The following is a 21,481-nucleotide window of genomic DNA, read 5'->3' on the forward strand; positions in this document are numbered from 1 at the left end:
GCGTGCCACCCGACGTCGATACGCCGACGGGGCAACCTGCAAAACCTTGCAGATCGGCTCGACCCCAAGGCGGTCCCGGTGCATGTCGATGAAGTCGTGGGTCACTTGTTGCGGCGGTCGAGCTCCGCCTGCGCGAAATACGCGCTGGCCAGGCGCAGGATCTCGTTGGCCCGCTTCAGCTCCCGGACTTCCCGCTCCAGTTCCTTGATGCGCGCGGTCTCGGCACTGCTGACCCCGTCCCGCTGGCCGGTGTCCCGCTCATGCTGCCGAACCCAGGCATGCAGTGTCTGGGCCGTGCAGCCGATCTTCGCTGCAATCGACTGGATCGCTGCCCATTGCGACGGGTGCTCGCTGCGCTGCTCGAACACCATCCGCACTGAACGCTCGCGCACTTCCGGGGCGTATTTCGTTGTCTTCTTCATGGCTCCATCTTCTCAAGAGTGGGAGCCTCCGCGAAACCCGGGGCGATTCAGTGTGAACAAAACTACTAGGTCAGAAAAACTTCGTGCGCCCGATGAGCCGATCCTCGATCACCGAGACGTCAACTGCTCGATCACAGGAGCGGGGAGCGGGGGCGCCGTGAACGCTGATCACCAAGCGAAGCACTGGCTGGAACCTTACTGGGACTGGTGGCGACATGAACAGAGGAACGCCACCATCCTGAACTGGAGGCTCTCCGAACAGTTGAAGCTGTACAGAGTGATGATCTTGACGCTTGTCCTTAGACATGGCTAGTTTCCAAGTTTAGGTGAGACATCAAGGAGTCGGGTATCTAGCTCTGAAGATTTTAGTTCTCTTAGTGCGAGCCCCTCAAGCGTCGAGACGGCCTCAAGGGTCACAGCCGTGACTGGTGCCACAGATCTGAACTTGAGCATTCTGCCCGTAGAAGGATCCTTACGCCCTCTGGGTCCTTCACTGAAGAGGTCCAGAAATCGAGCTGGCGCAACCCCGTCGAACGGAACGATGCGCACCTTACCCTGGTCGCTCTCCGACTCAGTTATAGCATCTGCATGTAACCGCGTGGCAAGACTTTTTCGGTAAGGTTCTATGAACCGCACTTCAGTGATTCCCGCGGCGATGATGTGTCGGGCGCACGAGTGGCACGGATACGTCGTCACATACAGCTTGCCCCCTTTTACCCGGGCGCCCGCCGAGTGGCCTGCGTTTAAAATCGCATGCATCTCGGCATGAACAGCTCGAGAAAACTCGATCAACCCACGAACTTCGGATGATTTACGCAAGCGCGCGAGAACCTTGCCTCGTTCGGCTTCGGGCACGATGCCTTCCTTGATAAGTGCACTCGTTAGACGGTTAGCGATTTCGGACTTTTCTTCGTCATTGAAGCACTTTCCTCCATCCTTGTTCCAGCACCGGTGATCGACATAATTCTTCTCCTCAGGCCTACCAAACGCTTCGTAGAGCCCTCCGAACGATCGTGGGACATCGTTCCAGCCGACAGCAAGGGTTTCCCCAACGGCATCCGTGATGGCGGCGCCAACTTGTCGAGACAGGCAGGCAGAGTTACGAGCTGCTGAATGTGCCTCATACATCGCTCGTTCATCTGCCGTCGGTGTGATGACTTTTGCACCGAGCAGGAGATCGAGATAGCGGGCCAGGGGCGCCTTAATCTGATCATCTGTGCCATCGCTGATTCGTAAGAAGAAATCCGCCTGAGGAAAGATGTCACGGACACTCTGGCCGTTCGCGATCTCCTCCCCGGAATCTCGGTCGATGAGCTTATAGACCTCGCTCTTCTCCCCCAGTTTTTTCGATAACTCCTGGATTCGCAGCTCGATCGGGGAGTAGACGCTGATTACATGCAGCAACTTTCCATAGACGGATCGGAGAAGTTCCAACTCATCCCGGTTTTTGATCGAGTTTATGATGTGGCAGTGGCGTACAACTGGACTTGGCACCACTGCGTCTTCGGGGGGTAGAACCTCATCAAGAGATAGCTGGGCCTGATCCGGGACGGGGCTACTCTCTTGCAAGCGCACCGTTGCGATGTGCCGGATCGCCAATTGAGCAAGTACAGAGTTGCCGTGATCTCGCCTCATTGCGTTACCGGCCTCGATCAGATCATTGATCGATTGGGGATCACTAGGCTTACCAAGTTTCCGAATGAACTCACTCAGTCGAATCTCAGTTGCGCACTTGTAATCATGTGAACGCGAGAGCAGGTCTATCAGGATTTCAGATACTCGATGGAGAGGGGTGCCCAGAGGGCCGCACAAGGCGATCACAATCTCCGGAGTTACCGCCTTGTCGATTCGGTCTTTCGCTCCAAATCGGCCTTTTTGGCCGGCACTGCCTGCTACCGGCAGCTTTGCAACGTTTGCTGAACTTGCCACCTGATTGCCCCCTCTTCTGTTCCGTTTGTCAGCTACGGCTGTTGCCTCACTAATGCGCATGATCACGTCAACATCTTCACTTGGCCCACGAGCTTTGGCTTGCTCTACATAGCTAACGCTAGCCCAGTGATAGCCCAGCAAAAAGGCCAACCCCGAAGAGTTGGCCTAAGTGCTTGTTTCTGATGGTGCCGCTGACCGGAATCGAACTGGTGACCTTCGCATTACGAATGCGCTGCTCTACCGACTGAGCTACAGCGGCTAACAACAGCCCGCTATGATACAGCCACCACTTTATCCACGCAAGCTTTGGGCGGGTATCCGGAACAAAGGAAAGGCGGCTCCCCGGGTCGTATTCAGGCCGGGAGCCGCCCACGTTTACTGGCCGATAATCCGCCAGTTGAGGACGCGTGGATCGCCAAAACCACCAACCTGGCTACCCACGAAGGCCGGATTTCCGGCATTTCCATAAGAGCCGAGCAGGCGAATCGAGGAACCATAGCGAACCAGCTTGGAGCCCACGATACCGGAGGCTGAGGTGACAAACGGAATGGGCACCCGGACACCGTTCTGCACGGTTCCAAACGCGGTCTTCGCTGATCCATACTTCACGGCATAGGCCGCGCTTTCGCCGCCCGGATTGCACTTATCCTGGTTCATCAGGGTTCCCACCCAGGAGACCAGACCCTCGTTGACCTGCGGATGCTGGACGACCTGCTCGGCGAGGGTGCCGCGCAGCCCAGTGAGGTCATAGAACCACCCCATGGGCTTTGAGGAATCCAGGGTCACGCCATCAACCAGACTCGTCACCTCCACCATCTTGCTTCTTCCTACCGGGAAGGTCACACCGCTGGGGAGCGGATTGGCCGCACCTGGACTCGAGGAATAGGGATCGGAAACAGTCCCGTCCCTGAGAGCATAGAAGGTTTGCTGCTGGGAGTTGGTCCGGTCATTGGTATGCAACAGCTTGCCAGTGCCGACAAACACATAGCGGACGAGATCGGGCGCGATATCCACCCGGGGCTCCGTCGTCACGGGCTGGGGATCTCCGTCGGAATCCCTCAGATTGAGAATCGGCGTGGTGGGATTGGGTACGGAGGCGGTGGCACTGGTGAAGTCAAAACGCCACACGTTGCCCAGCAGGTCACCGGCATAGATCTGATCCACGGTCATGTCTGCATAGTCCGGGATGTAGCCCGTCAGATGCGCCAAGCCAGCGGGATTGGCGGCGGTGCCCTGATTAGTGTAGATCTTCTGCAGGAGTGTCCCTGACTTGGGATCAAGGACGAACAGCACGCCCTTTCCGGGGACACTCGTATTCGAGGTACCCAGGGTGTTGTTGTAACCCGCCGCAATCGCCACAACCCAACCCCACTTGCGGGTCTTCACGATGAAGGGTCGCCCGTAGCTGTACCCCATATCTTCGTGGGTGAACTCCCACAGGACCTTGCTCGCAATGGTCGTTTCGCTGGTGGACGCCGTGGGCACGTCGGTGACATCCAGGGCGACGTAGCTGCGCCCGCCCTTGCCGAGACCGAAAACCAGCAAGGTCCGCCAATCGGAAGAGGCGGGGTCGGTCGTGATGGTGCCACCCGCCCGCTTGAAGTCCACATCCCGGGAGAAGGGCGTGCTGTTGACGTAATAGTGGTGGAGGTAGGCATTGTCGCTCAGGGCTCGGAGACCGCTTTCCGCCGGCTTGGCATCAGGGCCGAGATAGACCGCATTGGGAATCACAGCAAAGAGCTCTCCGCCGCCCGACGTCGTCAGCTGCCCATCAAACGCATGCAGCATGCCGTCATTCGCCCCTACATAGACCACCGGTTTGCGCGATGCCTTGTTGGCCTTGAAGGTGGAATATCCGGGGTTATAGGCGTCGGAGTAATACTGGCTCGGCGGACCGACATAAAGGGCTCCGGAATCCACGATATCGCCAAGGACCGAGGCGCGATAGCGATAGGACTTGCGCAGGGTCAGGGTGGATTGGTTGGTGACATCACCGCGCAGATAGCTCAGCACATTGGCCTGCTCCGTGGAGGAGCCGAGGGCAGCCTTCTGGGCTGCAGAAAGATTGGCCAGGCGGAAGGGAACACCTTTGAGGGTACCGGTCGCATCAGGAGACAGGGTGACCACCTTCCGTGCAGTGTCCCAGCCACTTCCACTGACCAGGGAATCCAGCTTCAAGGCTGCGCTCCAGGCCTGGGAAGTGGTGATCACACCGGTATTGACGTTGATGGAGTCGATCTTCAAGCCCTTCAGATCACCAGACCAATAAAGAGAGTTGTAGGTCGTCTGGAAGAAGCCGTCAGATGCCAGGCTGTCCGAGATCACCGATGCGGTCGTACCGACACCGGAGGCGGAGCCGATCAGCGAGTTGATCTGGCTGAAGGCCGAATTGAGGCCCGAGATAAGGCGATCAGGATCCGAGGCAGGGAAGTAGGTATCCGGAATGGTCGTGCCTTTATAGGTCTGGCCCAAGGCGTTCCATTCGCCGTTGTCAGGTACGCCATTGCCGTTCGTATCGGTAAAGCCACCATACTTCGCTGCCTTGAAGTACTGGTTATTGGCGGTCATTGTGGAATATTCCAGAGCATCCACCCAGAACGTCTTGATACGTGCATCGGGAAAGTCGCTGCGCAGCGGCTTGGTATTGGCGGCGTAGGCCATACCGGCAATGTAATCGTAGGTCAGGCTGTAGCCGCTGAGCTTCTTGGTCCAGGCGTTCACAGTCTCTCCATTGAGCCGCTCCGCAGCCACCAACGGATCCATGCTGTAGCCGCTGCCCGAAAGATTGTTGTCGCAATTGTCGCCGCAGGTGTTCGTATCCCCGATGCCGATGATGAACTGCTTCTGACAACTGCCACCTTGCGAGGCTGGCAGCACAGGGTCGATCCAGTTGGTAATGACGGGAAAGTCATCCTTGATATTGATGCGCTGTGCAGTCGTAACACCCGCCGGTATCGCCGAATAGCTCGCCACATGCCCAATCCCGGATGGTCCGAGCAAATAACGCAGGGCAACCGCATACATCTCGCTGACGTTGTCGTAGCGTTTGTAGCTCTTTGCCTTGTAACCGAAAAGATTCAGGTAGTTGATCGCACCCGTGCGGCTCACTTCCGCATCCCCCTGCCGATCGGCGGGGAACGGATCCTGAAGGAAGGCCCCCGTCTCGAGCACCTCCTCCCGTGTGTCGCGAATCTGGGCCTTTAACACACCGCCGTCCCATGCCTTCAGGAGCGTATCCGAACCATAGGTACTTTCGTTCAGATTGTGATAGCCCGCAGCACCAAAACGCATCTTCTGGATATTCTTCTGGATCAGGCCGACCGGCTTGTAGACGCGCTTTGTCTTGTCGGCGTTCTCGTACTTTTGACAGTAAAACTGGTCGGCGTATTCGTGCTTCGAAGTGTCAGTACCGCTGCATACCTGCACACGCACCTGGTAACTCTTGTACTTGGTACTCGACGAATTGCTATTGCTGTAGCTGAACTCTACGTTGATACCCTTGTTGTAAACAGTGGCGATGAGATTATTGGAGCCACTGGTCGACAAAGCAGTGTATTTAGTGATGTTCCCAGAGGCGAGAGACTTGTCAGGGAAGTTGGACTTTGACCCCTGATCGTTGGACCACGCCTTTTTCAGGATGGTGACTCCCACCGGAGTGCTCGCGGAAAAATCGGCTGGTTCATCCTGATCCCGTGCCCCGCCGGTCATGGCCCAGCGGAACAGGTCGATCACGTGCATGGTCGCCCAGTTCATGTAATTGCCGGACCACTCGCCAGAGCAGGTGTAATTGCTACCCTGGATGCTTGCCGTGGGATAGAAGTAGCCGTTGGTTTCCGACCCCGAATAGGCGTAGCAACGGGTCGGGTCGAAATAGCCCAGGTACTTTCGGGTCGGCTCAAAATAAGGATCGGCAGTAGACGATGCAGCCAACGCGGTAACACCGTAGGCACCCGTACTGAAGTTGGCGTGGCTCTGCGCCGTGGGGAACTCCACCGACAGCGCGAGCATCACGTTGGCCGGAACCGCCTCCGTACTGGCAGAGATGGGTACGTCGGCCAGGGCGGTATCGGCGGCATACACCACCGGCAATGCTGCATTCCAGGCAGCAACCACTAAAAGGGAACGGGCCGCGAGGGATTTCCAGCGGGCTGAAGAAGCCCCGGCCAGACTGTTGGATGCGTTCATGTCGGTATATCCCCAGGTCATTTCAGTATCACTCTTCCAGGAATGTCACGGTCCACTGGGCGTAGGTTTGGCTGTTGCGCACGCCGTCGGTACGCACGGTAACGCGGTAAAGGGGTGATGCCGTTGAACCCGGCTTCTCGGCCCAGCCATCCCCTCCAAGGGGTGAGTCGGTCGAAAGAACACAGCTCACCTTGTTCGACGGCCCGTAGGCTTCACACATGCGCTCGATCAGGAAACGGACCTCATTACCATCTTTGTTCTTGTTTGGACCGACTTCGGTGAGGATGAGGGGTGCAATCTTGAACATCGCATCGAACTGGGTCTTGTTCTTGATGATCAGCGGGATGCCGTTTTCGTCGGACTCCAGCATGCGGGGATAGAAATTGAGTTTGGCCCATTCGCCGGCCGCGGAGCATGCCGTTCCCGTATTGGCAGGCGGCGGGCAACCTACGATGGAGTCCTGATAGCTGCGAAAATTTGCCGACTTCATGGTCTCGAACGCCTTGTTGAGACCGCGTCCTGCACTGTTGATCGAGTCACGCTTGAAACCGATGTTGCCGGACAGCAAGGCCGAGGTATCGACAGAATTCAGCAACGACACCGAACCCAGCATCATGACGACCAGCACCACCAGCACCACAGCCAGAACCACGCCATGCTGCCGTCGGGAAGAGAGGTGTCGCAGTTTCGAGGACATTCGGGATCCAAACGCAAAATCAGATGTTCGGGGGCGTTCTCATGCTGCGCAGAGGAATCACCCATTCGTAGGTCTGGTACTGGTAGCGCTGCTCCTCGGTGGTCAGTGTCCGGCTGAAGCGTCTACTTGATGCCAGATCCTGGAAAAGCTCGATGCTGGTCATGGGCGCAGGAGTCGTGATCGGCTGCGAGGAGCGCACCACCATCGCAATCCGGAGCGCCTTGATGTAGCCGATCCGCTGCTGGGTTGCGCGCTTGCCGTCCATCAGATCAGCAAAAGTCCACCCCGACTCCGACGGGGAAACCCACTCATCCACCGCGTTGTCATTGATGTCGCCCCCCACGCCGTTATCAAGCCCATACCGTGCCTTGATGAGAAAGATGTTCTCGCCGACGATCTGTGGATCGATCCGCTTGAGCAGGTCGTACTGGACGAGTTCGCTATCGCTGCTAACCCCCAGCATGGCGAAGTTCGGGTTATCCCTCAGGCCGAGGTGAAAAGCAGCCGGCGATTTCGTGTAGATTGCCGAATCGACGGTCCCATAAGTCGTGGTGTTGAGGGGAACCAGCTTGGCAAAGGTGGCAACCTTGAGCCCGAGCGATGCATCAGTGGTGAGCACCGGAGCGGTCATGGTCTTGGCGGCCTGCACAACCCGGCAATCCCCCGGATCTTCGGCCAGCTTTCGCGGCACCGTCAGGATCAGGTCGTACGCAAGTGCAGCTGCACTGCTCTTCGGAATCATCCCGATGGTCGGCGTCTGGACAACAAGCGAGTCTCCGGTGGCACTGGAAAAGCTCAGGCCCTGATTGCCGGCCGCCGAATCACCGGCCATCACCATGATCACGTCTGATCCGCTCCCGCCATTGACGATCGCTGCAGGCACGGCCCGCAATGTCTGGGGGACGGAGGAAAAGGGGCTGGGGTAACCGGTGGGGCTGGGCAAAACCACATTGCCGGACTCGGTGACCAACAGCCGGCACCCCCACACCCACGACCCGCGGGCCAGACCAGACCCCGCCTCCTGGATCAGCATGTCAAGCCGCTGGGCAGCAATGGCTGCCGACTGCAGCGCATCCCCCGTTCCGGAAATATTGCGCCGATAGGTTTCGCTGGACGAAAAGCTCTGCATGATCACCAGGCTGGCCACCAGCCCGACGACCATCCCCACCATCATCTCGACGATGCTCAGGCCCGCCTGGCGCTGCCGCCGACCCATGGTCTCAGAACAACATTGTTTCGGTGACATAGCTTCCATGCTCCAACGCTTTTGCCCCGGGCAGATCCCACTGGATCGTCACCTTGACTACAAAGGTGTCGACCGCACTGCCGCTGGCGACCTCAACTTTGGCCTTCGGATTCGGCAGTTTGCTCGCTTCCGTCACCCGCTTGGTGAACCAGGCATGGGCAGCGGCGCCACCGCCGCCGGTCGAGTCATAGGTGTATTCCGACACCACCGACACCCGCTTGGCGACCGCCATCTTGGAGATCAGCTCATCGGCGAGGATTGCGGCCTCCGTACGAAAGCGGCTATCTGTCGCAATCCGCGTGGATGCGGCCTGAAAGCCGATCATGCCGAGCAGGCCCAGCGAAAAGATCAGCAAGGCCACCAATGCCTCCAGCAGTACATAGCCACGCTGTCCACGATTCTTCATGGCATCCACCCCTTACGCAGCCGGACAATCACTTGCGGACAACATGGGCTGACAGGCCCTCGGGTCACCACTGGCCTTCGACGGATCACACATCTTGACCGCCCCGCCGGGTGTCACGAACACACAGTAAGCCACTGTGGCGCTGGTTCTGGATACCCGAAAGATCTGCTTGCTGCCAACTGGGGCGCTGCTCAGATCCAGAACACGCCCGGAGCCATTGAAGCGCACCCCGGCCGGCCCCTGATAAACGACATCGCTGGACATCTGGCTGGTCGAGATACCGTTCACATAGCGATTGGCGGCCGTGCTGTCGGCCATCCGGATGGCCCAGTTATCACCATCAACCTTGGCAGTCAGGCTATTTACCGTGGACACGCTCGGGGTACCGTCGGTGAGGATGAAATCCACCTCGCCATTACGCCGGATCGCTTCGCCCTCGGCCTGCCGCAAGGCGTTCTGGATCACCTCTGCCGCAGCACCCACGGAATTATTGCGAATTACCTGGGTCATGGACGGCACGGCAATGGACAACAAGACGGCACCGACAGCAACAACGACCATCAACTCGAGAATGGTGAAGCCTCGCTGGGCCAGGCGAGAAGTACTCAACACGACGTTTGACCCTTGCTCATCAGCCAGCAGGTTGCCCCCGAGGCCACAGGCGTTGCAGACACCTTCTCGCCACTTTCGTTGATCGAATACCAATACCCACTCATGCCACTGGCGGCCTTGCCGGTGATCCTCAAAGTGAAAGTACTGTCCGTACACGCCGGATTGTGTGCAACAGTAAAGGGCGTCTCCGCAAAGTAAGTGCTCATGTCCGGACAGTTTCCACCCGGCTTGTAGGTTCGCTGGGAATTGAAAACCTGCTCCATCCGCACCTTCGCCTCGGCCAACGCCTCGACGCCTTGAGCAATCTTGCCGCGAGCGATGTGGTCCATATATGCAGGAATGGCAATCGCCGCCAAAATTCCGATGATCACCACCGCAATCAGCAATTCGATCAGCGAGAAGCCGCGCGTCTTTCTCATAATTCCCTCCTTCGATGCTCAATAATCCCGCCTGCCCATGTCAAATGCGAGCCGGGGGCGACAGGCGGAGCCTCCGTGCAGACAAGCGGCACGGGGCTAGCGATGCTCTCCAGCCTATCCTTCAGAGCACCCCTGCCGTACCTGCAAGCTTCGCCCGCGCCCCATGACGCCCGCCTCCCACCTCTCGCTGCCGATCGCCACAGGCCTGTCCATCGCCTTGCATGCGGCCGCGTTGATCAGCTGGCCGCAGCCTCCCGGCCCGGGCGGAGCTCAGTCCGCAGTTCGCCCCCCCCTTGATGTACACCTCGCCCAGACCAGCCATCCTTCGGCGCGTGCGCCGGTCTCGGCAGCGCTGCCCGAAACTCACCCTGTCGCAGCCTCCTCGCCCACGACACCCACATCCACGCCCAAGCCCGCATATCGCCCGGCAGCACCCGCACCCACGCCTGCCCCCATCCCGCCCTCAGAAGCCTCCGAATCCCCCCTACCGGTGTTCCCGATCGAAGCCCTGAGCCGGCTCCCGACCCTCGCCACCGAGATCTCGCCCGAGGACTGGCCATCCACTCCAGGCGCCCCATCCGGCAGTTTCAGGATAGAAGTGGATGTCGGGCCGGACGGCCGGGTGATGCGGGTGAATCCGGTCTGCGCCCCGGAGATGTGTGAGGCCGCCGCAATCTACAGCGGCGCCGTCGTGGGCTGGCGCTTCGTACCCGCAGAGATCCTCGGGCACCGGGTGAGCAGCCGGATTCACGTGGAGTTTGAAATCGGCTCCCCGGAAAGCGCGGGGTTCAGTGCTGCGCCACTGACGCCATCACGCGCCGCCACGCCAGTAGTCCGGCCTGCCGAAGCAGCCCCGTAGGTGATCGATCAGCAAACGAACCCGCAGAGGCAGGCGGCGATTCTGGGGAAACACGGCATAAATCCCCGTCGGCGGAGCGGCAAACGCATCAAGCACCGACACCAGCGTTCCCGCTGCCAGATCCCGTTCGACCTCCCACATCGAGCGCCAGGCCAGCCCGATCCCCCCCACCGCCCATTCGTGCAGCACCGTCCCGTCATTACACTCGAAACGTCCGGAGACCTTGATCGTCCGGGTCTGTCCTGGCACATCCGGATCAGCGAACACCCAGCCCCGCTGGGGATCCAGGGAGAGGCAGTCATGCTCCACCAGCGCATCCGGCGTCTCGGGCGTGCCGCAGCGGGCCAGATAGGCAGGGCTTGCCACCACCACCCGCCGGTTGTCGGCCAGGCGCACCGACACCAGACTGGAATCGCTCAATTCCCCGATACGGATGGAGCAATCCACCCCTTCATTGACCAGATCCACCAAGCGATCGCTCAAATCCAGACTGCAGGTCACTTCGGTGTTGGCCCGCAGGAAATCGCGCACCAGAGGTGCCACATGGCGCCGCCCGAAGCCGGCGGGCGCCGACACCTTGATATGCCCGCTGGCCTTCACGCCACCCAGGCTGACCGATGCCTCCGCGTTGGCAAGGTCGTTCAGAATGCGCTGACAATCCTCCAGAAAGGCGCTCCCCTCGAAGGTCAGACTGAGCTTGCGGGTGGTGCGCACCAGCAACTTCACCCCCAGGCGCTCCTCCAGAGCATCAATGCGTCGCCCCATCATGGCCGGCGTCACACCATCGGCCCGGGCCGCCGCAGACAAGCTCCCCCGCGTAGCCACGCTGACAAAGGCTTCGATTTCCTTGAAATTATTCATCTGATACTAAAAGTAAAAAATCATTTGATTTTATTATGGCTTCTTTTTTCTTTAGTCATTGAATAAACTTCAGTCATCAAGGTGAAGGAGACAGGATCCCGAGCGGTGCCACCCGGCCACGAGCCAGGCAGGAGCACCTCCGAGGAACCCACCACACCCCCAACTTCAAGCATGAGGTCTTAGCGCATGGCCCATCCGCCGCGAATCCAGGCTGTCGCATTCGATGCCTTCGGCACGCTCTTCGACGTCTATTCCGTCGGGCTCCTGGCCGAGCAGCTCTATCCGGGAAAGGGCACCGCGCTGGCCGACCTGTGGCGCAGCAAGCAGATCGAATACAGCTTCATCCGCAGCCTGTCGGGGCGCTACAAGCCCTTCTGGGAGATCACCCGGGATGCCCTGCGCTTCGCCGCTGCCCGACTGGGTCTGGAACTGGACAGCGCGCGCTGTACCCAGCTGATCAACCAGTACGCCTGCTTGTCCCCCTTCCCCGAAAATCTCGGCGCCCTCAAGGCCCTCAAGGAAGCAGGCACCCCCACCGCAATCCTCTCCAATGGCACGCCCGACATGCTGGAAGTGGCCATCAAGAGCGCCGGCATGCACGGTCTCTTCGATCACGTGCTGTCGGTGGATACCGTACAGAAGTACAAGACCAGCCCGGATGCTTACGCGCTCGCTCCCGCAGCCTTCAAGTGCCCCGTCGAGCGTATCCTCTTTGTTTCTTCCAACGGCTGGGATGCCGCCGGCGCGAGCTGGTATGGCTTTCAGACGTTCTGGATCAATCGCAGCGGCCAGCCCCTCGAACAACTGGGCGTCACACCCACCGTCCAGGGCAGCCTGCTCACCGACGTCGTCGATTTCGTGGCGCGCCACCGCGCCTGAGCCTTCAACCGTTTTGCAACCTTCTCAATCAGGAGTCACCATGAGCCTCACCCTCCCCGCCGGCATGCAGATCAACGCCCCGCTCCAACCGGGCTACGAAACCATCCTCACCCCGGAAGCCCTCGAACTGGTCGCCAAGCTGCACCGCGCCTTCGAGCCCCGTCGCCAGGAACTGCTGAAGGCCCGCGTCGAGCGCCAGGCACGTATCGATGCCGGCGAGATGCCCGATTTCCTGCCGGAAACCAAGGCCATCCGCGAAGGAGACTGGAAGATCGCCCCGCTGCCCAAGGCCCTGGAGCGCCGCCGCACCGAGATCACCGGCCCGGTCGAGGCCAAGATGATCATCAACGCCTACAACTCCGGCGCTGATTCCTACATGACCGACTTCGAGGACTCCAACAGCCCGAAGTGGGACAACCAGATCCAGGGCCAGGTCAACATCTACAAGGCCATCCGTCGCGAACTGTCCTTCAAGAACGAAGCCGGCAAGGAATACAAGCTCAACGACAAGATCGCCACCCTGCAGATCCGCCCCCGCGGCTGGCATCTGGACGAGAAGCACGTGCTGGTTGATGGTCAGCGTGTCTCCGGCGGCATCTTCGACTTCGCCCTGGTCTTCTTCCACAACGCCAAGGAGCAGATCGCCCGCGGCGCAGGCCCCTTCTACTACCTGCCCAAGATGGAAAGCCACCTTGAGGCCCGCCTGTGGAACGACATCTTCGTGATGGCCCAGGACCACATCGGTCTGCCCCAGGGCACCATCAAGGCCACCGTGCTGGTCGAGACCATTCTCGCAACTTTCGAGATGGAGGAGATCCTGTACGAACTGCGCAACCACTCCGCCGGTCTCAATGCCGGTCGCTGGGACTACATCTTCTCCTGCATCAAGAAGTTCAAGAAGAACCAGGACTTCTGCCTGGCCCAGCGTAGCGCCATCACCATGGAAGTGCCCTTCATGCGTGGCTACGCCCTGGCGCTCGTCCAGGCCTGCCACAAGCGCGGCGCGCCGGCCATGGGCGGCATGTCGGCCCTGATCCCCATCAAGAATGATCCGGTTGCCAACGAAAAGGCCCTCGCCGGCATCCGTCATGACAAGACCCGCGATGCCAACGACGGCTTCGACGGCGGCTGGGTGGCTCACCCGGGCCTCGTCGCCATCGCCGCGGAAGAGTTCCAGAAGGTGCTCGGCGACAAGCCCAACCAGTGGGAAAAGCAGGTCGATGGCAAGTTCGGCCCCGAGCAGTGGCTCGACTTCCGCCCCACCACCCCGATCACCGAAGCCGGCCTGCGCAACAACATCAACGTCGGCATCCACTACCTGGGTTCCTGGCTCGCCGGCAATGGCTGTGTGCCCATCCACAACCTGATGGAAGATGCGGCCACCGCCGAAATCTCCCGCTCCCAGGTCTGGCAATGGGTGGTCAGCCCGAAGGGCATCCTTGACGACGGCCGCAAGGTCACCGTCGAGATGGTGCGCCCGATGATCGCCGAGGAACTGACCAAGGTGAAGGCCACCGTCACCGCCCAGGGCGAGGACACCGCCAGCTACGACCAGGCCGCCGAGATCTTCGACAAGATGTCCCTGACCCCGGAATATCCGGAATTCCTGACCCTGCCGCTGTACGAGGCGATGGACTGAGCGTTTGCGCACGCCCCTGCCGGAGCATCATGGCCGGGCAGTAGAACAGGAGGCTTCGGCCTCCTTTTTTTACGTCCCTTGAGCAAACACCCAATAAAAAACCTCGCCGAAGCGAGGTTCTTTATTGTCTGCCGAAGCAGGCTGTGCTTACTTGGCAGCCTTGCGACGGACGGCGCCCAGGGCAGCCATACCGATACCCAGCAGCGCCATGCTGGCGGGCTCGGGGACCTGACCGGTGGGCGGGGTCACAACCGGGCCTTGGCCGACGTTGATGATGCTGTTGTCGATGCCACGAGTGAAGTCGTAGAAGTTGTCGTAGGGATCCACGTCCTGAACCTGGAAGGTCAGGGTCGGGGTCGCCACCAGGGTGCCATACAGAGCAGCCAGCAGGACGGAGTCGGTGGAGGTGAACCAGCCGGTATCAACCCGCTCGTCACGGAAACCCTTGTTGGTGCCAGTGCCGATCTGAGCGCCCAGGGAGGTGGTTTCCTGGGTGCTGACCGCAGTCCAGTCACCAAAATTGAGGCCGTTCACCAGCAGATTGTTCTGGCCATCGTCGAAGTCACCGATACCAGTGTCACCGTCATAAAGGGTGAAACGAATCGAGAAGGACTGGAAGCCACCGCCCAGGGCGGACAGCACGCTGGAGCTGAAACCGCTCTGCACACCGATGGTGCCGGGGTTACCACGATAACCGACGGGTGTGCCGGAATCGTAGAAGCCCACATACAGGGACGATGCAGCCAGCTGGCTGATCAGGCGGGCGCCGTTGGTGCCAATGGCCTCGACGACGATACCGCCGACCGTGCTGGCGCCCATGGAGGTGGCGTCAAAACCGGTCGGGGTGGTGGAGGTGAAGACACTCGCAGAGGCGCTGCCGGCGGCAAGGGCAATCGCGCAAGCGGCGGCGATCTTGTTGAAACGAACCATGATGACTCCCTGGAAAGATTGCATCTGAAGTTGGACGACGACACCAGTGATGCCAGGACTAAATCCGCAACACTTATACACAATCAGAGCAAATCTCAGGCCAGGTCACGAGTACGGATAAAAAATTCGTTAAAAAACAGAAATTTGTGTAAATATTTAAATTCAAACCGAGGCTAGAAACACAATTTATCGGCGAATTTGTAAAATATCCCGACATCCGTCATCACGCATGTCACGCCTCGGCACAGCTTCTCCCCCGGCAAGGTCCAGCCTTACCCACCATCCGGGACAAGCCCCTCCAGAGCCGCATCCGCAGCACCAATGATGCGCACGCGCTTGGCTCGCGCGCTCTCTCCACTCACCAGCACGACATCACTCCGCGAAACACCGCAAACCTTGGCGAGATAGGCGATCAACGCAGCGTTGGCCTTCCCGTCTACCGGTGGTGCAGCGAGCCTGATCTTCAAGGCCTCACCATGCAGGCCGACGATTTCGGTCTTCTTCGCGCCCGGCTGGATGTGCAGCGTGAGCATCACGCTGCCATCAGCCGCCCGGCTCAACCACGCCATCGCCGGCTCAGGCCAGACCGATCAGCATGTACTTGCCCATTGCCAGTGCACTGAGGAGAACCTGCAACACCAGCAACAGGGCAATCGGCGTCAGGTCCACCCCGCCCACCAGCGGGATGACCCGCCGGAAGGGCCGCAGGAAGGGCTCGGCCAACGCGTTGATGAGGCCTGCCATGGGCGCATGGGGGTTGACCCACGACAGCACCGCCGACATCAGGACCACCCCCATCAGCAAGTAGAGAGCCACCTTGACCGTCTCAAGGAGGCCCACGCCCCACATCACCACCAGCATGCTCAGAGGGTCGGCGACGCCGATCACCCCTTTTACCCCCAGCGCCACGAACACTACCAGCACCTGCACCACCCAGGCCGGCAGCAGGCTGGCCAGATCCAGCCCACCCAGCCCGGGAATAAACCGCCGCAGCGGCAGCACCAGCCAGTCGGTGGTGGCCACCACGAACTGACCAATGGGATTGCGGAAGGAGATCCGCTGCCACTGCATCACGAAACGGGCAAGAAGCACACCCGACAGCAAGCCACCCAGGGTATCGACGATCGTCAGCAATAGGCTACCGAGCATGTCCATCCTCCGTCAGTCGCGGCCGAGCTGCTCGCCCAGCTCCCGCCCCCGGGCCTCGGCGGCACGCACGGCGCGCTCGACCACGGCCGGAAAGCCATCCGCCGCAAAAGAGGCCAATGCCGCCGCAGTCGTCCCCCCTTTTGAGGTGACCCGCTCCCGCAGCACGCCCGGCGACTCATCACTGCCAGCCGCCAGCCGCGCCGCGCCCAGCACCGTGTCGATCGCCAGCTTGCGGGCGGTGTCGCCATCGAAACCGATGGACTCGCCAGCCGCCTGGAGGGACTCGATGAAATGGAAGACGTAGGCCGGCCCGCTGCCGGAGATGGCGGTCACGCCGTCGATCTGCGCTTCGTCGGCAACCCACACCGTGCTGCCCACCGCCGCCAGCACACGCTCGGCGGCGGTTCGGCCGGCCTCGTCCACCCCGGCGCTGGCAAACAGGCCGGTGATGCCGGCGCCGATCAGGGCCGGCGTATTGGGCATGGCCCGCACCAGTGTGCCGTAGCCACCCAGCCAGCGGCCGATATCCACCAGACGCAGGCCGGCGGCGATGCTCACCACCACCTGGCGCGTCAGCCGGCCAGCCATGGGGGCCACAGCCTCCCGCAGCTGCTGCGGCTTGACCGCCAGCACTAGCACATCGCAGGCCAGGGCCTGCTCGTCTACGCTTTCCACCGCACGCACGCCAAAACTGCCCGCCAGCTTGTCACGGCCCTCGGCAGTGAGCTCGATGGCTTGCAGATCCTCGGCCTTGAAGCCTTGCTTGAGCAGGCCGCCGATCAGGGCGGCCGCCATGTTGCCGCCGCCCAGGAAGGTGATTTTCATCGGTTCATTCCAGTGTTGTGTGAATCGGTTGGGTCAGGCCCGGGACCCGAAGATCGCGGTGCCCACCCGGACTATCGTCGCGCCTTCGGCGATCGCGGCGTCGAGATCGTCCGACATGCCCATGGAGAGGGTATCGAGGGACAGCCCGGAGGCAACGAGGCCGTCCTTCAGCTGTCGCAGAGTCGCAAAACGTGCCCGCTGCACGGCTACATCCGATGTGGCCTCGGGGATGGTCATCAGCCCGCGCAGCTGCAAGCGCGGGAGGGCCGCCACCGCCCGGGCCAGCTCCGGCAGCGCATCGGGGGTGACACCGCTCTTGCTGGCCTCACCACTCACGTTGACCTGGATGCACACCTGCAGGGGTGGCAGATGCACGTCCCGCTGTTCGGACAGGCGCTGGGCAATCCGCAGGCGATCGACGGAATGCACCCATGAAAAAGCATTCGCCACCGGACGGGTCTTGTTGCTCTGCAGCGGGCCGATGAAATGCCATTCGAGCCCCAGGCCCGCCAGCGTATCGAGCTTGTCGATGGCCTCCTGCACATAGCTTTCGCCAAACGCCCGCTGGCCCGCCGCTGCGGCCTCCCGCACGCTTTCGGCCGGCCACGTCTTGCTGACCGCGAGCAGGCGCACTTCCGATGGATCACGGCCAGCGACAATCGCAGCCTGGGCGATGCGCCCAGCGATGTTTTGCAGGCGGGCGGATATGCCTGATTTATAATCTTGCAAAGCTCAATTTCTGGGCAGTCGGGGCTGTTGAGTATAGCATCGGCTCCGAGCCCGACTTCCCGCCCGACAATCCCTGCCCTGCCGCGAGCCCCACGATGGATATCACCGAACTGCTGGCCTTTACGGTCAAGAACAAGGCGTCCGACCTGCACGTTTCAGCCGGCCTGCCGCCGATGATCCGGGTCCACGGCGACGTACGCCGCATCAACCTCCCCGCCCTCGCCCACAAGGACGTCCATGGCATGGTGTACGACATCATGAACGACGCCCAGCGCAAGCAGTACGAAGAGTACTTCGAGACCGACTTTTCCTTCGAGATCCCCAACCTGGCGCGCTTCCGGGTCAATGCCTTCAACCAGAACCGCGGCGCGGCCGCCGTGTTTCGGGTCATTCCCTCCAAGGTCATGACCCTCGAAGAGCTCAACTGTCCGAAGATCTTCAAGGAAATCGCCAACCAGCCCCGGGGCATCGTGCTGGTCACCGGCCCCACCGGCTCGGGCAAATCCACCACCCTCGCAGCGATGGTCGACTACGTCAATGAAAACGAGTACGGCCACATCCTCACCATCGAGGACCCCATCGAATTCGTCCACGAATCCAAGCGCTGCCTGATCAACCAGCGCGAGGTCTCCCGTGACACCCAGTCTTTCAACGCCGCCCTGCGCTCCGCCCTGCGGGAAGACCCGGACGTGGTGCTGGTGGGTGAAATGCGCGACCTGGAAACCATCCGCCTGGCCCTCACCGCCGCCGAAACCGGCCACCTGGTGTTCGGTACCCTGCACACCTCGTCTGCCGCCAAGACCATCGACCGTATCGTCGACGTCTTCCCGGCCAACGAAAAGGACATGGTCCGGGCGATGATGTCCGAATCCCTGCGGGCCGTGATCTCGCAAACCCTGCTCAAAACCAAGGACGGCACCGGCCGGGTGGCTGCCCACGAGATCATGATCGGCACCCCCGCCATCCGCAACCTGATCCGCGAAAACAAGGTGGCGCAGATGTACTCCGCCATCCAGACCGGCCAGAACATTGGCATGCAGACCCTCGACCAGTGTCTGGCCGACATGGTCCGGCGCAACATCGTGTCGGGCTCGGAGGCCCGCCTGCGCGCCCAGAACAAGGACAGCTTCCCCGCCTGAAACCCGGCAAGCCCTGCCGCCTTACCAGACAGCCGGCCCGCCCCGGCAACAGGACCCCACCATGGAACGTGATCAGGCTCTCAAGTTCATGCACGACCTCCTGCGCCTCATGGTGCAGAAGAACGGCTCGGACCTCTTCATCACCACCAACTTCCCGCCGGCCATCAAGATCGACGGGAAGATCATTCCCCAGTCCAACCAGCAGCTCACCCACACCCACACCGCCGAGCTGGCCCGGGTGATCATGAGCGACCGCCAGGCCCAGGAGTTCGAAGCCACCAAGGAGTGCAACTTCGCCATCTCCCCGCCGGGAATCGGCCGCTTCCGGGCCAATGCCTTCATCCAGCAGGGCCAGGTCGGGCTGGTGCTGCGGACCATCCCCCAGAAGATCCCCACCTTCGACTCCCTGGGCCTGCCCCCGGTACTCAAGGACATCACCATGTCCAAGCGAGGCCTGGTCATCTTCGTCGGCGGCACGGGCACCGGCAAGACCACCTCGCTGGCGGCGATGGTCGATTACCGCAACGAGAAATCCTTCGGGCACATCATCACCATCGAAGACCCGATCGAGTTCGTACACAGCCACAAGAACTGCATCGTGACCCAGCGTGAAGTCGGAATCGACACCGACTCCTGGGAGCCCGCGCTCAAGAACACCCTGCGTCAGGCACCGGACGTGATCCTGATGGGCGAGATCCGTGACCGGGAGACCATGGACTACGCCATCGCCTTTGCCGAAACCGGCCACCTCTGCCTGGCCACCCTGCACGCCAACAGCGCCAACCAGGCCATCGACCGGATCGTCAACTTCTTCCCTGAAGAACGCCGCCACCAGCTGTTGATGGACCTCTCCCTCAACCTGCGCGCCCTGATCTCCCAGCGCCTGCTGCCCATGTGCGACCGCAAGGGCCGGGTGCCCGCCGTCGAGGTGATGCTCAACTCGCCGCTGATCTCCGACCTGATCTTCAAGGGCGAGATCCCGGGCATCAAGGAAGTCATGAAACGCTCGGTCGACCTTGGCATGCAGACCTTCGACCAGAGCCTTTTCGACCTCTACGAGAAGGGCATGATCACCTACGAGGATGCCCTGCGCAACGCCGACTCCATGAACGACCTGCGTCTGCAGATCAAGCTCAAGAGCCGCCGGGGCGACAAGGATGTGCTTTCCGGCATCCAGAACCTCGACATCGTCTGAATGGGGGAAGGAAGCTACTGCGCGGTCCAATCTCGCGACTGCGGTGCTCGCCGTACTCAAGTACGGCTGCGCGCCTCATCGCGACCTTGGACCGCTCGCTACGCTTCCTTCCCCCATTCAGCGTGCTCCCGGTAAAAAGACTCTCTGCTGAACTGCCCCAGCAAGGTCAATCGTTCAGCTCTTCGTTGTCCGAAGGTTTGGGTTTGCGGGCTGAACCGGTGACCATCTGGTATTCGAACAGGCGGCATTCGATGGCGCCATTGAACAGCGGGGTGCGCTTGCTGGCCTTGAGGCGGACGCCTTTGGGCAAGGCGGGGTCGCCGCTGAAGAAGTAGCAGCGCCAGCCTGCCCAGTGGGCCTTCAGGGCGTCACCCAGTTTCGGGTAGAAGGCTTCCAGTTCGGCGGTGTCCGACAGGCGCACGCCGTAGGGCGGGTTGGCGATCAGCACGCCGGATGCAGCCGGAGCCTGCAGGTCGAGCAGATCGGCACGCCCCACCTCCACACAGCCCTCCAGCCCGGCACTGCGCAGGTTCACGATGGTCTTGCGCTGCTGTGCTTCGAGGATGTCCGAGCCGTAGATGGCCAGCTTGCGGGGGGCCTGGCGGCGGGCCTCGGCGGCCTGGCGGATGGGCAGCCAGGCATCCCGTTCATACTGTTTGAAGCGCTCGAAGGCGAAGTGCCGCCCCAGGCCCGGCGCCACGTCAAGGGCCATCTGGGCCGCTTCAATGAGGAAAGTCCCGCTACCGCACATGGGATCGCACAGGGCCTCCTCGCCCGGCTTCCAGCCCGTCAGGCGCAGGATGCCGGCCGCCAGGTTTTCTTTCAGGGGGGCCTCCACCGCGGCCTGCTTGAAGCCGCGCTTGTAAAGTGCATCCCCCGAGGTATCCAGGTACAGCGTGACCGTATCAGCCGACAGGAAGGCGTGGATGCGCATGTCAGGCGACTGGGTGTTCACGTCCGGCCGCCGCCCGGCAACCGTGCGGAAGTGGTCGCACACCGCGTCCTTGATGCGCAGGGTGGCGAACTCCAGGCTGCGCAGGGGCGACTTGTGGGCCACCACGAAGACCCGGATGCTCTGGTCGGGCGTAAACCAGCGGGCCCAGGTGGGCGCGTAGGCGATGCGGTAGATGTCCTCCTCGCTGCGGTAGCGACCCATGGTGATCTGCCACAGCACGCGGGTGGCGATACGGCTTTCCAGATTGACCCGATAGCACAGGGACCACTCACCGGCGAAATGCACGCCGCCGGGCACGACCCTGGGGTCGGTGACACCGAGGGCCTTCAGCTCGTCGGCAAGGATCGGCTCGAGGCCGCGGGGACAGGGGGAAAAGAAATTCAAGGCAGGCGTCCGGATAAGAGG

19 protein-coding genes, 1 tRNA gene, 1 pseudogene and 1 other annotated feature are annotated in these 21,481 nt (G+C 61.1%); of the genes and pseudogenes, 5 read left to right on the forward strand and 16 right to left on the reverse strand.

The features are described from left to right. The 9 genes and pseudogenes from L6Q67_RS15370 to L6Q67_RS15410 all read right to left on the reverse strand — a co-directional run. Positions 1-422 (reverse strand): annotated as a pseudogene (locus L6Q67_RS15370) (transposase); the annotation flags it as partial. After that, positions 28-144: a sequence feature (AL1L pseudoknot), on the reverse strand. (Overlaps the previous pseudogene by 117 nt.) A gap of 309 nt (positions 423-731) precedes the next feature. Then, on the reverse strand, positions 732-2,411 hold the full coding sequence (locus L6Q67_RS15375; RefSeq protein WP_296571462.1) for an anti-phage dCTP deaminase: 1,680 nt from the start codon (positions 2,409-2,411) through the stop codon (positions 732-734). Positions 2,412-2,534: 123 nt separating this feature from the next. After that, positions 2,535-2,610, reverse strand: a tRNA-Thr gene (locus L6Q67_RS15380). Between the two features lie 116 nt (positions 2,611-2,726). Then, complete coding sequence (locus tag L6Q67_RS15385) at positions 2,727-6,536, reverse strand: PilC/PilY family type IV pilus protein (protein WP_296571114.1); 3,810 nt, start codon at positions 6,534-6,536, stop codon at positions 2,727-2,729. Positions 6,537-6,564: 28 nt separating this feature from the next. Then, positions 6,565-7,233 (reverse strand): hypothetical protein, encoded by a 669-nt coding sequence (locus L6Q67_RS15390; RefSeq protein WP_296571117.1) that lies wholly within the window; start codon positions 7,231-7,233, stop codon positions 6,565-6,567. Between the two features lie 19 nt (positions 7,234-7,252). Next, complete coding sequence (locus L6Q67_RS15395) at positions 7,253-8,479, reverse strand: hypothetical protein (protein WP_296571118.1); 1,227 nt, start codon at positions 8,477-8,479, stop codon at positions 7,253-7,255. Continuing rightward, positions 8,454-8,885, reverse strand: coding sequence for a hypothetical protein (locus L6Q67_RS15400; RefSeq protein ID WP_296571121.1), 432 nt, complete (start codon positions 8,883-8,885; stop codon positions 8,454-8,456). Before L6Q67_RS15400 ends, L6Q67_RS15395 begins: the two co-directional genes overlap by 26 nt. A 12-nt stretch (positions 8,886-8,897) precedes the next feature. After that, on the reverse strand, positions 8,898-9,494 hold the full coding sequence (locus tag L6Q67_RS15405; RefSeq protein ID WP_296571123.1) for a GspH/FimT family pseudopilin: 597 nt from the start codon (positions 9,492-9,494) through the stop codon (positions 8,898-8,900). After that, complete coding sequence (locus L6Q67_RS15410) at positions 9,491-9,916, reverse strand: type IV pilin protein (protein WP_296571126.1); 426 nt, start codon at positions 9,914-9,916, stop codon at positions 9,491-9,493. Before L6Q67_RS15410 ends, L6Q67_RS15405 begins: the two co-directional genes overlap by 4 nt. Positions 9,917-10,406: 490 nt before the next feature. On the opposite strand from L6Q67_RS15410, the gene L6Q67_RS15415 reads away from it, so the two are divergent. Then, on the forward strand, positions 10,407-10,775 hold the full coding sequence (locus tag L6Q67_RS15415) for a hypothetical protein (protein ID WP_296571129.1): 369 nt from the start codon (positions 10,407-10,409) through the stop codon (positions 10,773-10,775). On the opposite strand, the gene L6Q67_RS15420 is transcribed toward L6Q67_RS15415, so the two are convergent. Further along, on the reverse strand, positions 10,728-11,636 hold the full coding sequence (locus tag L6Q67_RS15420; protein WP_296571131.1) for a LysR family transcriptional regulator: 909 nt from the start codon (positions 11,634-11,636) through the stop codon (positions 10,728-10,730). The two genes, L6Q67_RS15415 and L6Q67_RS15420, sit on opposite strands and share 48 nt — an antisense overlap. 186 nt (positions 11,637-11,822) lie before the next feature. On the opposite strand from L6Q67_RS15420, the gene L6Q67_RS15425 reads away from it, so the two are divergent. After that, complete coding sequence (locus L6Q67_RS15425) at positions 11,823-12,515, forward strand: haloacid dehalogenase type II (RefSeq protein WP_296571134.1); 693 nt, start codon at positions 11,823-11,825, stop codon at positions 12,513-12,515. Positions 12,516-12,555: 40 nt separating this feature from the next. Further along, the gene (gene aceB, locus L6Q67_RS15430) at positions 12,556-14,154 is read left to right on the forward strand and encodes a malate synthase A (protein WP_296571136.1); all 1,599 of its coding nucleotides are present in this window, start codon (positions 12,556-12,558) and stop codon (positions 14,152-14,154) included. Between the two features lie 147 nt (positions 14,155-14,301). Here the strand turns inward: aceB and L6Q67_RS15435 are convergent, their stop codons facing one another. The 5 genes from L6Q67_RS15435 to L6Q67_RS15455 all read right to left on the reverse strand — a co-directional run bounded on the left by L6Q67_RS15435 (position 14,302) and on the right by L6Q67_RS15455 (position 17,787). Further along, positions 14,302-15,084: a PEP-CTERM sorting domain-containing protein gene (locus L6Q67_RS15435; RefSeq protein ID WP_296571139.1), complete on the reverse strand. Its 783-nt coding sequence runs from the start codon at positions 15,082-15,084 to the stop codon at positions 14,302-14,304. A gap of 272 nt (positions 15,085-15,356) precedes the next feature. Continuing rightward, complete coding sequence (locus L6Q67_RS15440; RefSeq protein WP_296571141.1) at positions 15,357-15,653, reverse strand: DUF167 family protein; 297 nt, start codon at positions 15,651-15,653, stop codon at positions 15,357-15,359. Between the two features lie 7 nt (positions 15,654-15,660). Next, complete coding sequence (locus tag L6Q67_RS15445) at positions 15,661-16,233, reverse strand: YggT family protein (RefSeq protein ID WP_296571143.1); 573 nt, start codon at positions 16,231-16,233, stop codon at positions 15,661-15,663. A 12-nt stretch (positions 16,234-16,245) separates the two neighbouring features. Beyond that, complete coding sequence (gene proC, locus L6Q67_RS15450; RefSeq protein ID WP_296571145.1) at positions 16,246-17,058, reverse strand: pyrroline-5-carboxylate reductase; 813 nt, start codon at positions 17,056-17,058, stop codon at positions 16,246-16,248. 33 nt (positions 17,059-17,091) lie between these two features. Beyond that, positions 17,092-17,787, reverse strand: coding sequence for a YggS family pyridoxal phosphate-dependent enzyme (locus L6Q67_RS15455; protein ID WP_296571148.1), 696 nt, complete (start codon positions 17,785-17,787; stop codon positions 17,092-17,094). Between the two features lie 95 nt (positions 17,788-17,882). On the opposite strand from L6Q67_RS15455, the gene L6Q67_RS15460 reads away from it, so the two are divergent. Beyond that, a complete protein-coding gene (locus L6Q67_RS15460; protein ID WP_296571151.1) occupies positions 17,883-18,926 on the forward strand; it encodes a type IV pilus twitching motility protein PilT in 1,044 nt (347 codons plus the stop codon). Between the two features lie 61 nt (positions 18,927-18,987). Then, entirely contained in the window at positions 18,988-20,121 is a 1,134-nt protein-coding gene (locus tag L6Q67_RS15465; protein WP_296571153.1) for a PilT/PilU family type 4a pilus ATPase, read from the forward strand. A gap of 166 nt (positions 20,122-20,287) precedes the next feature. Here L6Q67_RS15465 and L6Q67_RS15470 read toward each other — a convergent pair whose 3' ends face one another. Next, the gene (locus tag L6Q67_RS15470) at positions 20,288-21,460 is read right to left on the reverse strand and encodes a THUMP domain-containing protein (protein WP_296571156.1); all 1,173 of its coding nucleotides are present in this window, start codon (positions 21,458-21,460) and stop codon (positions 20,288-20,290) included. Positions 21,461-21,481 lie beyond the last annotated feature (21 nt).

Source organism: Zoogloea sp., from assembly GCF_023150065.1.
In the GTDB taxonomy this organism is placed as follows: domain Bacteria; phylum Pseudomonadota; class Gammaproteobacteria; order Burkholderiales; family Rhodocyclaceae; genus Zoogloea.

Coding starts and splice junctions, on each gene's coding strand:
- L6Q67_RS15375 (WP_296571462.1), bottom strand. CDS start 2,411: ATGCGCATTAGTGAGGCAACAGCCGTAGCTGACAAACGGAACAGAAGA.
- L6Q67_RS15385 (WP_296571114.1), bottom strand. CDS start 6,536: ATGAACGCATCCAACAGTCTGGCCGGGGCTTCTTCAGCCCGCTGGAAA.
- L6Q67_RS15390 (WP_296571117.1), bottom strand. CDS start 7,233: ATGTCCTCGAAACTGCGACACCTCTCTTCCCGACGGCAGCATGGCGTG.
- L6Q67_RS15395 (WP_296571118.1), bottom strand. CDS start 8,479: ATGTCACCGAAACAATGTTGTTCTGAGACCATGGGTCGGCGGCAGCGC.
- L6Q67_RS15400 (WP_296571121.1), bottom strand. CDS start 8,885: ATGAAGAATCGTGGACAGCGTGGCTATGTACTGCTGGAGGCATTGGTG.
- L6Q67_RS15410 (WP_296571126.1), bottom strand. CDS start 9,916: ATGAGAAAGACGCGCGGCTTCTCGCTGATCGAATTGCTGATTGCGGTG.
- L6Q67_RS15420 (WP_296571131.1), bottom strand. CDS start 11,636: ATGAATAATTTCAAGGAAATCGAAGCCTTTGTCAGCGTGGCTACGCGG.
- L6Q67_RS15425 (WP_296571134.1), top strand. CDS start 11,823: ATGGCCCATCCGCCGCGAATCCAGGCTGTCGCATTCGATGCCTTCGGC.
- aceB (WP_296571136.1), top strand. CDS start 12,556: ATGAGCCTCACCCTCCCCGCCGGCATGCAGATCAACGCCCCGCTCCAA.
- L6Q67_RS15435 (WP_296571139.1), bottom strand. CDS start 15,084: ATGGTTCGTTTCAACAAGATCGCCGCCGCTTGCGCGATTGCCCTTGCC.
- L6Q67_RS15440 (WP_296571141.1), bottom strand. CDS start 15,653: ATGGCGTGGTTGAGCCGGGCGGCTGATGGCAGCGTGATGCTCACGCTG.
- L6Q67_RS15445 (WP_296571143.1), bottom strand. CDS start 16,233: ATGCTCGGTAGCCTATTGCTGACGATCGTCGATACCCTGGGTGGCTTG.
- proC (WP_296571145.1), bottom strand. CDS start 17,058: ATGAAAATCACCTTCCTGGGCGGCGGCAACATGGCGGCCGCCCTGATC.
- L6Q67_RS15460 (WP_296571151.1), top strand. CDS start 17,883: ATGGATATCACCGAACTGCTGGCCTTTACGGTCAAGAACAAGGCGTCC.
- L6Q67_RS15465 (WP_296571153.1), top strand. CDS start 18,988: ATGGAACGTGATCAGGCTCTCAAGTTCATGCACGACCTCCTGCGCCTC.